Below are 11215 nucleotides of genomic sequence, written 5' to 3' on the forward strand. Positions count from 1 at the left end.
TGCGCACGATTACCCGGGGATGCGGGCCGGCGTGCGGGCCACGGCTCGCGCGCCGCTGCGGCGCGGATCGCTCAGGACACGCTCGCCGCGTCGGGCGCGCGGGCATCCCGCAGGCAGTCGAGCACCTCTGCGTCCGACACCTGCGTGAACCGCCGGTACCACCAGCTCACGGCGAGGAAGTCCGGCGGCTCCTCGACGGCGATCACCTCGTCGAAGTGCCGGCGCAGCTCGTCCAGGCTCACCGCGGCGATGACCGGCGCAGCGAGGACGACGCGAGCCGCGCCCCAACGGCGCACCGCGAGCCCCGCGGCGCGAGCGGTCGCGCCGGTCGCCACGCCGTCGTCGACGACGATGACCGTCCGCCCGGCGACCGCGATGGGCAGCACCTCCCCGCGGTACGCGCGGACGCGGCGGGCGAGCTCTCGCCCGGCCTGCTCCGCGATGTCGGCGACCTCCTCGTCGGTGACGCCCAGCTCCGCCACGAGCGCACGGTCGACGAACACGGCGCCAGCCTCGGAGATCGCGCCGATGGCGCACTCCGGCGCGCCGGGCGTGGCGAGCTTGCGGACGACGAGGAGGTCGAGGGGCGCGCCGAGGGCGCGCGATACCTCGCGCGCGACGGGGAGGCCGCCGCGTGCGAGCCCGAACACGACCGGCTCCTCGGCGCGGAGGTGCTCGAGGCGCGCCGCGAGCAGGCGCCCGGCGTGCTCCCGATCCTGGAAGATCATCGACGCCCCCGCGGCGCGCGAGCGACGTCCGCGAGCCGCGCCTCGACGTTCTCACCTTCGTTCGCGGGGCACAACGACACCGCCGTGGAGGCCCGTTCACCGGAACCCGTCGAGGCCGCGGCGCGGTCGCGCCCGGCGACGCGTCGCGGCAGTCCGCCGCGGCCGGCCGCCCCCGCCGGCCGGGGGGCCGCGGGCCTGCGGGAGCGTAGAGTCCGCGAGGGGATCGCTTGCCGAGAGGAGCGACGTCCGCGGAGCGGGGCGCGGCACCTGGCCCCGACCGGCGCGGCGCGAGCACCGACGCGCCGGCCACGGCGTCGCTCGCGCTGCCGGCGCCCGACGTGGCCGCCGCGCTCGGCACGCGCGAGGGCGGCCTCACCGAGCGCGAGGCCGGCGCGCGGCTCGCGTCGATCGGCCGCAACGAGCTCCCGCCGCCGCGGCGCCGGTCGGGAGCGCGCCGCGCGCTGGCGCAGGTGACGCACCCGATGGCGATCCTCCTCTGGGCGGCCGCGGGGCTCTCGTTCGCGTCCGCGATGCCGCAGCTCGGGTGGGCGATCGTCCTCGTCGTCGTCGTGAACGGCGCGGTCGGCGCGTGGCAGGAGCACCGGGGCGACCGCGCCCTCGCCGCGCTCGAGGCGCTCATGCCGCGGCGCGCGCGCGTGCTCCGCGGTGGCGGCCCGCGGGAGGTGGCGGCGGCGGAGGTCGTCCCGGGGGACGTGCTCGTGCTCGCGGAGGGGGACCGCGTCGTCGCGGACGCGCGGATCGTCCAGGCGACGCTCCTCCGGCTGGACGTGTCGCTGCTCACCGGCGAGTCGCTGCCGGTGGATCGCGACGCGCTCCCGTGTCTCGCGCCGCGCGCCGTCGCGGACGCCTCGTGCGCCGCCCCGGCCGGCGCGACGGTCGTGACCGGGCGCGCCCGCGCCGTCGTCTTCGCGACGGGGCCGCGGACGGAGCTCGGCCGGATCGCCCGGCTCGCCACGGCCACCCGTCGCGCGCCGAGCACGCTCGAGCTCCAGGTCGCGCGCATCGTCCGGACGGTCACGGCGCTCGCGGTGGGGATGGGCGTGGCGGTGTTCGCGCTGCTGCACGTCTTCGGCGCGCCGCTCTGGGAGAGCCTCCTCTTCGCCATCGGGATCATCGTCGCGAACGTGCCGGAGGGGCTCCTCCCGGCGATCACCATCACGCTCGCCGCGAACGTGCAGCGGATGGCGCGGCGCCACGCGCTCGTGTCGCGGCTCTCGGCCGTGGAGACGCTCGGCGCGGTCGACGTGATCTGCACCGACAAGACCGGCACCCTCACCGAGAACGCGCTCTCGGTGGAGCGCGTCTGGACCCCCGGGCCAGCCGGGCGCGGGGGCCCGGCCGGCTCCGACGGCCCGGCCGACGCCGGCGCGGCGGGTCGGCGGCTCCTCGCCGCCGCCGCGCTCGCGAACGACGCGCACGTCGGCCCGACGGGCGGGTCCGCCGATCCCATCGATCGCGCCCTGCTCGCCGCGGCGGCCGCCGCGCGCCTCGAGCCGGCGGCGCTCCGGCGCGCGTGCCCGAGGCTGGCCGAGGCGCCGTTCGACGCGCGCCGCCGGCGGATGAGCGTGGTGGTGCGGGCCGGCCCGCCGCTCGCGGCGACGACCGCGGGTCCGGTCGCGATCGTGAAGGGGGCGCCGCTCGCGGTGCTCGAGCGCTGCACGCGGGTGGCGGACGGCGCCGGCGTGCGGGCGATGGACGATGCCGGTCGCGCGGAGGTCCTGGAGGTGCACGACGCCCTGGCCGCGCGGGGGCTGCGCCTCGTCGCGGTGGCGATCCGGGAGGACGGCGGCGCGCTCGCCGGGCGGGATGCGGACGCCGTCGAGCGGGACCTCACGCTCCTCGGCCTCGTCGCGCTCGCCGACCCGCCGCGGGCCGGCGTCGGCGCCGCGCTCGCCGCGTGCGCGCGGGCCGGGGTCCGCGTGACGATCGTGACCGGCGATCATGGCCTGACCGCCCGCGCCGTGGCCGAGGCGGTGGGGCTCTGGACGGCCGGGTGGCGCGTCGTGGACGGCTCCGCGCTCGAGGCGCTCGCCGAGCCGGCGCTCGAGGCGCTCCTCGAGGCGTCCGCGGGCCTCGTCTTCGCCCGGGTCACGCCTGAGCAGAAGCTGCGCCTCGTGCGGGCCTACCAGCGCCTCGGCCACGTGGTCGCCGTGACCGGCGACGGCGTGAACGACGCGCCCGCCCTCCACGCCGCAAACGTCGGGGTCGCGATGGGCAGGGCCGGCACGGACGTGGCCCGCGCGGCGGCGGACGTCGTCCTGCTCGACGACGACTTCTCCACGATCGTCGCGGCGGTCGAGGGCGGCCGGACGACCTTCGCGAACGTCCGCAAGTTCCTCGCGTACGTGCTCACCTCCAACGTCCCCGAGATCGCGCCGTTCCTCGCGATGGTCGTGCTGCACGTGCCGCCGGCGCTCGGGATCCTGCAGATCCTCGCGATCGACCTCGGCACCGACATGCTCCCCGCGCTCGCGCTCGGCGCCGAGCCGCCCGAGCCGGGGCTCATGGCGGGCCCACCGCGCGCGCGCGGCCGGCGGGTCCTCGACGTCCAGTTGCTCCTCCGCGCCTACGGGTGGCTCGGGGTGGTCGAGGCGGCGGCGTGCCTCGCCGCGTTCTTCGCGGTGTGGTGGCGCGCGGGGTACGGGCTCGGGGCGCTCCAGGCGGTCACGCCGGCGCTGCTCGCGCACGCGGCCCCTGCGGCGGTCGCGGCCACGTACCGCGAGGCGACCTCGGCGGCCCTCGCGGCGATCGTCTGCTGCCAGGTCGGGAACGTCCTCGCCTGCCGCTCGGAGCGGACCTCCGCGCTCCGCCTCGCGCGGCCGGGGCGGCTCCTCGCCGCCGGCATCGCCGTCGAGGTCGCGCTCCTGCTCGCCATCGTCTACCTGCCCCCGCTCCAGGCGATGTTCGGGACCGCGCCGCTGCCAGGGGCGGCGTGGCCGTGGCTCCTCGCCTGCGCGCCGGCGACGCTGCTCGCGGACGAGGTCGGGAAGGGGATCGTCCGGGGTGTCTCGCGCCTGCGGCGGGGGCGCGTACCGCGACGGGGCCCGGAGCGATGATCTGCCGGCCTCCGTCCGCGGGGCCGCGGCCCCCTCCGCCGAGGTGACGCGCGCGCGGACCAGGCGCGAGCGAGCTCCCGCGTCAGCCGGTCGCCGACACGGCGAGCCGCGTCCGGAGGAGCTCGAGGACGAGGTCACGGAACGCCGTCACCTTCCGCGGCACGTGTCGCGCCGCGGGGGTCACGATGTGAAGCCACCCCGACCGGCTCTCGTACCGCGGCACGACGCGGACGAGCCGGCCGGCCACGACGTCCGCCTCCACCATGAACCCGGGGAGGAGCCCGAGCCCGGCGCCGGCCCGGACCGCGTCGCGCGCGAAGAGGATGTCGTCGCAGACGATCCGGCCGCGCGGCACCACGCCCGTCGCCGGCGCGGGCGGCGTGACGCGGAGCCGCTGCGGCCCGGGGCGAAAGACCACCCACTCGTGCCCGGCGAGGTCGGCCTCCGTCCGCGGCGTCCCGCGCCGCGCGAGGTAGAGCGGAGACGCGTAGACCTGCGACACGATCGACGCCGCGCGCCGCACGACGAGGCTCGAGTCCTCGAGCTTCGCCCCGACGCGGAGCGCGACGTCGAACCCCTCGCCGACCAGGTCGACCACGCGTCCGGTGAGGTGCAGGTCCACCGAGACCGACGGGTACCTGGCCGTGTAGCGGGTCACGACCTCGGCGAGGAAGAGGACGCCGAGGTCCACCGGCGCGGTGACGCGAAGCTCGCCCGAGGGCAGCTCCTCGCGCTCCGGCATCTCCCCGAGCGCCGCCTTCACCGACCGGAGGAGCGGCGAGATGCGGTCGTAGAGCGCCGTGCCCGCGGCGGACAGCGAGACCTGGCGCGTGGTGCGGAAGACGAGCTGCACGCCGAGGTCGGCCTCGAGCCGCGCGATGCCGCGGCTCACCGAGGACTTCGGGAGCCGGAGCTCCTTCGCGGCGGCGGAGAAGCTCGCGGTGCGCGCGACGGCCTCGAAGGTGGTGAGGAGGTTCAGATCCATCGTTGCTCCAGCGGAACGGTGATGTGCTCCAGCGCAGATTGCGCCATCGAAGCAACGGAGGCAAGTTACGCCTCGACAGCAGGACGGAACCGGGCGCAACGCGCTCCACACGAAGGGAAAGAAGACATGGCATCCACCACCTGGGACATCGACGTCGGCCACTCCGCGATCCACTTCTGGGTCCGGCACATGGTCATCTCCAAGGTCCACGGCCGCTTCGCCAGGTGGTCGGGCGCGATCCAGCTCGACGAGGCGGACCTCACGCGGTCCACCGTCGACGTGAAGATCGACGCGGCGTCCATCGACACGCAGGTCGCCGACCGAGACGCGCACCTCAAGTCGCCCGACTTCCTCGACGTCGCGAAGCATCCCGAGATCGCCTTCCGGTCGCGGAAGCTCGAGAAGGCCGGGGCGGGCTACCGCGTGACGGGCGACCTCTCGCTGCACGGCGTGACCCGCGAGGTCGTGCTCGAGGCCGAGTTCGCCGGCAGCGCCAAGGACCCCTGGGGCAACCAGCGCGCCGGGTTCTCCGCGAAGGCCGCGATCGACCGCCGCGAGTTCGGCCTCGTCTGGAACGCCGCGCTCGAGACCGGCGGAGTGCTCGTCGGCGAGAAGGTCGAGATCACCATCGAGCTCGAGGCGGTGAAGAAGGCCGCCTCCGTCGCCGCCTGAGCGGCGCCCCGCCCCTCACCCCTCACTCCCGCGCCGAAAGGAATCCCCGACCATGAAGAAGCTCCTCGCCACGCTCGCCGCCGTCCTCCCCGCCCTCGCCCTCGCCGGCCAGGGCGCGTACAACCTCGACCCGTCCCACTCGACCGCTGGGTTCGCGGTGAAGCACCTCGTCATCTCCACCGTGCGCGGTGAGTTCCGGACCTTCTCCGGCGTCGTGAAGCTCGACGACGCGGACGTCACGAGGTCCACCGTCGAGGCGACGATCGACGTGAACAGCCTCGACACGCACGTCGCGGACCGCGACGCGCACCTCAAGTCGCCGGACTTCTTCGACGTCGCGAAGTACCCGACCATCACCTTCAAGTCGACGAAGGTCGCGAAGGCGGGCAAGGACGGCCTCACGGTCACGGGCGACCTCACCCTGCACGGCGTGACCAGGCCGGTGACGCTCGACGTGAAGGCCTCGCCCGAGGTGAAGGGGATGTACGGCGAGACCCGCCGCGGGTTCGCTGCGACGACGAAGATCGATCGGAAGGACTTCGGCCTCACCTGGAACAAGCTCGTCGAGGCCGGCCCCGCCGTGGGCGACGAGGTGACCATCGCGCTCGACCTCGAGGTCGTGAAGGACCAGCCCAAGGCGGCCGCGAGGTAGCGAAGCCGTCCAGGAAGCGATCGCACCGAAGCCGGCCCCGTCCGCGGGGCCGGCTTCTCTTCGTCGGGCCGCGCGCCCGCAAGAGGGGTCCCTCCGTCACCCCGGCGCGCGCCCACCATCGAATCCTCCCGAGCGGCGCCCCTCTGTCGCGCCGCAGGAGGACACACGTGTCTCACCGGCAGGTTCACAAGCGGAGTGGTTGGATCGCCTTCGGCGTGCTGGGCGTGCTCGCGACCGCGGCGCTCGTCCAGGCGGCGTGCAGCGGGGGGCCGGCCCTGGAACGGGCCGCCGGGGCGGCGCGGCCCATCGCGACCGCGCACGCCGCGGATCGCGAAGACGACGCGCGCGACGTCGCCGAGGCGGCGATGGCGCGGCTCGCCGACGGACGAAAGGTGTTCAGGTTCGACACGTTCGGCGACGAGGCGTTCTGGGGCGATACGCTGAAGCTCCACGAGGCGATCGAGGGAGAGGCGCACGGCGGCGTCGGGCCCGGGCTCTCGCCGAAGGCGGCGCTCGCCGCCGGCCTGAAGGTGGACGTGGACGCGCTGCCCGGCGACGTGCGCCAGGCGCTGGCGGCCGGGAAGGTCGACCTCGACGATCCGGGCGTGACGCTCGCGCTGCTGAAGCTGAACGCGGTCGTCGGCATCACCGGCTTCCCCGACGGGAGCGGCGGCCTCCGCTCCGTGGGAATCCAGTGCGCGCTCTGCCACTCGCGGGTGGACGACTCGTTCGCGCCCGGGATCGGCCACCGGCTCGACGGCTGGTCGAACCAGGACCTGAACGTCGGCGCGATCGTGAGCCTCGCGCCGAACCTCGACCCGGTGGCGAAGCTCCTCGGCGTCTCGGTCGACACGCTCCGGCAGGTCCTCGCGACCTGGGGGCCCGGCAAGTTCGACGCCGAGGTGTTCCTCGACGGGAAGGCGCTCCGCCCCGACGGCAAGTCCGCCGCGACGCTCATCCCGCCCGCGTTCGGTCTCGCCGGCGTGAACCTCCACACCTGGACCGGCTGGGGCTCCGTCACGCACTGGAACGCGTTCGTCGCGAACCTCGAGATGCACGGCCAGGGCACGTTCTTCGATCCACGGCTCGACGACGCGTCCAAGTTCCCCATCGCCGCCGCGAACGGCTTCGGGCACGTGCGGAGCGACCCCGATCTCGTGACGTCGAAGCTTCCCGCACTCCACCTCTACCAGCTCGCCATCGACGCGCCTCGGCCGCCGAAGGGCAGCTTCGACGCAGCCGCGGCGCAGCGGGGCGGGAAGCTCTTCGCCGGCGCCGCGAAGTGCGCCACCTGCCACGTCCCGCCGATCTTCACCGAGCCTGGCTGGAACCTGCACACCGGCCAGGAGATCGGGATCGACGATTTCCAGGCGAGCCGCTCGCCCGACGGCCGGTACCGCACGACGCCCCTCCGCGGCCTCTGGACGCACGGAAAGCGCGGCTACTACCACGATGGTCGGTTCGCGACGCTCCGTGACGTCGTGAACCACTACGACGCCACCTTCCACCTGGGGCTGTCGGACGCGGACAAGGACGACCTCGAGCAATACCTCCAGTCGCTGTAGCCGCGCCGCCGCCCGGTCCGCCTTCGGTGGGCCGGGCGGCGGACATCGACGCCGATCCCCGGTGGGCGTCGCCGCGTTCCGCGCGCGGGCGCATCTGATGGAGGGGGAGCGATGAGCACCAGCGAACCGAGGTGGCGCCTCGACGGCGTGCGGGTGATCCGGGGCGGCGAGCTCGATCCGAACACGCCGCAGACGCCCGGCATGACTCGCGCGGCCGCGATCAGCCGCGCGACCGTCGGCGCGCAGCGAATCTGGGCCGGAACGGTGCGGATCCACCCCGGCGCGCGCACCGGCCCGCACCACCACGGCGCGCTCGAGAGCATCATCTACGTCGTGAGCGGCCGCGCCCGGATGCGTTGGGGCGAGCGGCTCGAGTTCACGGCCGAGGCCGGCCCCGGCGACTTCATCTTCGTGCCGCCCTACGTCCCGCACCAGGAGCTGAACGCGAGCAGCGACGAGCCGCTCGAGTGCGTGCTCGTCCGCAGCGACGCCGATCCGGTGGTCGTCAACCTGGACCTCACGCCAGCAGAGGCTCCGGAGCAGGTCCGCTGGGTCGACGCGATCCACCGCTGACCAGCCTGGCGGCGCCAGCTCGCCCCCTCGCGTCACCAGCGCTCCGCCCTCTGTTGTGGCTTCGCGGACCGTGTGCAGGTTTCGACGAACGCACTCGAGGCGGGTGGGGCGTCGTCCTCGACATCCACCACTCCGCGTCTGGCGCCGCCCGGCATCCGGCCGGGCGCGCCGCCCGCCCGCGAAGTCTCGCGTGACAACGAATGGCCCGCGCACGGCGCGGGCTTCCAGGGGGCAGCACATGGTGAAGAGGCTTGCAGCGATCATCGCCGGCGCGATGCTGGTGGCGGGAGGCGCGTACGCCCAGAGCGGCTCGGCCGGCAGCTCCGCCGGCGCGAGCGGCTCCGACCAGAGCAGCACGAACCCGGGTGGCAGCTCGACCTCCGGGACCGGCTCCTCCGGCAGCGCCGGCTCGATGGGCAGCGGCTCGGCCGGCAGCGCGACGCCGGGCGGGACCGGCAGCAGCAGCGATACGACGACTCCGGGCACCTCCGGGTCGTCCGGCAGCGCAGGCTCGACGGGCTCCGGCTCCTCCGGCACCAGCACCGACACCACGACTCCAGGCAGCTCCGGGTCGCCGGCGGCCGGCAGCGCGGGCTCGACGGGCTCCGGCACCACGGGCAGCAGCACCGACACGGCGACCCCGGGCAGCGCCGGGTCTTCGACCGGCAGCGCGGGCTCGATGGGCTCCGGCACCTCGGGCAGCAGCACCGACACGGCGACTCCGGGCAGCTCCGGGTCGTCGACCGGCAGCGCGGGCTCGATGGGCTCCGGCACCTCGGGCAGTAGCACCGACACGGCGACCCCGGGCAGCGCCGGGTCGTCGACCGGCAGCGCGGGCTCGATGAGCTCGGGCACCACCGGCAGCTCGGACACGACCGGTTCGTCGACGACCACCCAGAAGAAGAAGAAGAAGCACCACAGCACCACGACCGGCAGCGGCACGACGACCGGCGGGACGGGCTCCTCGGACTCGTCGACCTACGGCGGGAGCACCGGCTCCTCCGGCACCAGCACGACGCCGGACAGCAGCTCGTCGGGCACCAGCGGCTCGCTCGGCGGCAGCTCGACGGGCGGCGCCGGCTCGTCCACGACGACGCCGGGCGGCACCGGCTCCTCCGGCAGCGACACGTCCAGCTCCGGCTCGCTCGGCGGCTCCGGCTCCTCGAGCGGCAGCGCGGGCTCGACGGGCGGGTCCACCTCGGGGACGAACGACACGGGCACCAGCGGCTCGTCCGGCGGCGCCGCGGGCAGCAGCACCAGCGGCAGCGGCCAGTAGTTCCGGCGCACGACGACGCGACGGGGGCCGGACGGGGAGAACAGCTCCCCGCCCGGCCCGCGTCCTTTTCGGAAGTCGCGTGTCAGACGGGTCCGGTACGCGTGGGGAGCCTCGATGCCCCGCGCCCGCCGCCCCGCCCCCGCCCACCCGGCGCGCCGCGCGCGCGCCCCGGCGCCGACCACGGTCGGCCGCGGGAAGGCTCTCGTCCTGCGCGGCCGGCCGCGCGCGCCGATCTGGCGCGACGCGCTCGTGTCGCTGCACCACGGCGACGCGCTCGACCAGTACGCGGCGTGGCCCGCGCCGGCGGCGATCGTGTCCGACGGCGCGTATGGCGTGCTCGGGTTCGAGGGCGACACCTCCGACCACCTCGAGGTGCCGGCCTGGTACGAGCCGCACGCCGCCGCCTGGGCGCGCGCCGCGACACCCGCGACCACGCTCTGGTTCTGGAACTCGGAGATCGGCTGGGCCGCGGCGCACCCGGTCCTCGAGCGCCACGGCTGGCGCTACGTCGCGTGCAACGTCTGGAACAAGGGGCGCGGGCACGTCGCCGGGAACGTGAACACCGGCTCGATCCGCCGCTTCCCGGTGGTGACCGAGGTCTGCGTGCAGTACGTCCGCGCGCCGGTCGCGCCCGGCGGCGCGCCGCTCAAGTCCTGGCTGCTCGCGGAGTGGCGGCGGACGGGGCTGCCGCTCAAGGCCGCGAACGCGGCGTGCGGGGTGAAGGACGCGGCGGTCCGCAAGTACCTCGACCAGTCGCACCTCTGGTACTTCCCGCCGCCCGAGGCGATGGCGCGCCTCGCCGAGCACGCGAACGCCCGCGGCCGGCCGGAGGGGCGCCCCTACTTCGCCCTCGACGGCGTGGCGCCGGTCACGGCGGCGGTCTGGGCACGGATGCGCTCCACCTTTTGCTGCCCGTTCGGCGTGACGAACGTGTGGGAGCGCGCGCCGGTCGCGGGGCCGGAGCGCGTCCGCATCCCCGGCGGCCGAGCGGTGCACCTGAACCAGAAGCCGCTCGACCTCGTGTCGAGGATCGTGGAGGCCTCGACGAGCCCCGGCGACGTGGTCTGGGAGCCGTTCGGCGGACTCTTCACGGCCGCGCTCGCGGCGCGACGCCTCGGGCGACGCGCCTTCGCGGCCGAGCTCGACCCGACCTACTTCCAGGTGGGCGTCGCGCGGGTCGCGGCGGACGGCGCCGCGGAGCGCCGGCCGGCGTGGACGGGACCCTAGTCCCCCATCTCGCGCAGCTCCAGCAGGCGCTGGAACACGTCGAACTTCACGACGGCGGCAGCGGCCGACTGGACGCTCCCCTGGAGCCAGTCGCGGGTGCCGTCCTCGCGGGGCTCGAGGGCGTCGAAGACGCTCGGAGACACCGCGAGCGGCTCGGTGCCCTCGAAGAGCCAGTGGTGCGGGCCGCCGGAGCGGTGGCGGGCGAGCGCCGCCTCGGCGCGCTCCCAGGCGGCGTCGCCGGACAGCTGATCGGTGTCGAGCTCGGCGGCGATGGCCGAGGCGATGGCGTGGACGGCGACGGCGTAGCGGGTGGCGGCGACGGGCGCGGCGGCCGGGAGGGCGTCGGGCATCCCTGTCTCATACCTCGGGGGGCCGACAGCCGGGGCCGCTCCGACCGCGACCCGGAGCGAGGTTCGCCCGGGCTCGGCTCGGCGCCGACCTACACCGGCCCCGACCCACC

11 protein-coding genes are annotated in these 11215 nt (G+C 75.4%); 7 read left to right on the plus strand and 4 right to left on the minus strand.

The annotated features are described in order from the left end of the window. Positions 1 to 71 precede the first annotated feature (71 nt). Positions 72 to 728, minus strand: coding sequence for a phosphoribosyltransferase (locus AMOR_RS10080; RefSeq protein ID WP_248360681.1), 657 nt, complete (start codon positions 726 to 728; stop codon positions 72 to 74). A gap of 227 nt (positions 729 to 955) precedes the next feature. Between AMOR_RS10080 and AMOR_RS10085 the strand changes: the two genes are divergently transcribed. After that, on the plus strand, positions 956 to 3805 hold the full coding sequence (locus tag AMOR_RS10085) for a cation-translocating P-type ATPase (protein WP_248360682.1): 2850 nt from the start codon (positions 956 to 958) through the stop codon (positions 3803 to 3805). An 82-nt stretch (positions 3806 to 3887) separates the two neighbouring features. Here the strand turns inward: AMOR_RS10085 and AMOR_RS10090 are convergent, their stop codons facing one another. After that, positions 3888 to 4790: a LysR family transcriptional regulator gene (locus AMOR_RS10090; RefSeq protein ID WP_248360683.1), complete on the minus strand. Its 903-nt coding sequence runs from the start codon at positions 4788 to 4790 to the stop codon at positions 3888 to 3890. Between the two features lie 126 nt (positions 4791 to 4916). On the opposite strand from AMOR_RS10090, the gene AMOR_RS10095 reads away from it, so the two are divergent. The 5 genes from AMOR_RS10095 (at position 4917) to AMOR_RS10115 (ending at position 9038) form a co-directional block, all read left to right on the plus strand. Next, complete coding sequence (locus AMOR_RS10095) at positions 4917 to 5462, plus strand: YceI family protein (protein WP_248360684.1); 546 nt, start codon at positions 4917 to 4919, stop codon at positions 5460 to 5462. Between the two features lie 52 nt (positions 5463 to 5514). After that, the gene (locus tag AMOR_RS10100) at positions 5515 to 6114 is read left to right on the plus strand and encodes a YceI family protein (protein ID WP_248360685.1); all 600 of its coding nucleotides are present in this window, start codon (positions 5515 to 5517) and stop codon (positions 6112 to 6114) included. Positions 6115 to 6281: 167 nt separating this feature from the next. Further along, entirely contained in the window at positions 6282 to 7679 is a 1398-nt protein-coding gene (locus AMOR_RS10105) for a hypothetical protein (protein WP_248360686.1), read from the plus strand. Positions 7680 to 7790: 111 nt separating this feature from the next. Further along, positions 7791 to 8252: a cupin domain-containing protein gene (locus AMOR_RS10110; RefSeq protein WP_248360687.1), complete on the plus strand. Its 462-nt coding sequence runs from the start codon at positions 7791 to 7793 to the stop codon at positions 8250 to 8252. Between the two features lie 72 nt (positions 8253 to 8324). Then, on the plus strand, positions 8325 to 9038 hold the full coding sequence (locus tag AMOR_RS10115) for a hypothetical protein (RefSeq protein WP_248360688.1): 714 nt from the start codon (positions 8325 to 8327) through the stop codon (positions 9036 to 9038). A gap of 192 nt (positions 9039 to 9230) precedes the next feature. On the opposite strand, the gene AMOR_RS10120 is transcribed toward AMOR_RS10115, so the two are convergent. Continuing rightward, positions 9231 to 9539, minus strand: coding sequence for a hypothetical protein (locus tag AMOR_RS10120; protein ID WP_248360689.1), 309 nt, complete (start codon positions 9537 to 9539; stop codon positions 9231 to 9233). 103 nt (positions 9540 to 9642) lie between these two features. Between AMOR_RS10120 and AMOR_RS10125 the strand changes: the two genes are divergently transcribed. Continuing rightward, the gene (locus AMOR_RS10125) at positions 9643 to 10755 is read left to right on the plus strand and encodes a DNA methyltransferase (RefSeq protein WP_248360690.1); all 1113 of its coding nucleotides are present in this window, start codon (positions 9643 to 9645) and stop codon (positions 10753 to 10755) included. Here AMOR_RS10125 and AMOR_RS10130 read toward each other — a convergent pair. Further along, positions 10752 to 11105, minus strand: coding sequence for a hypothetical protein (locus AMOR_RS10130; RefSeq protein ID WP_248360691.1), 354 nt, complete (start codon positions 11103 to 11105; stop codon positions 10752 to 10754). The genes AMOR_RS10125 and AMOR_RS10130 overlap by 4 nt on opposite strands. Positions 11106 to 11215 lie beyond the last annotated feature (110 nt).

The organism is Anaeromyxobacter oryzae, from assembly GCF_023169945.1.
In the GTDB taxonomy this organism is placed as follows: Bacteria; Myxococcota; Myxococcia; order Myxococcales; family Anaeromyxobacteraceae; genus Anaeromyxobacter; species Anaeromyxobacter oryzae.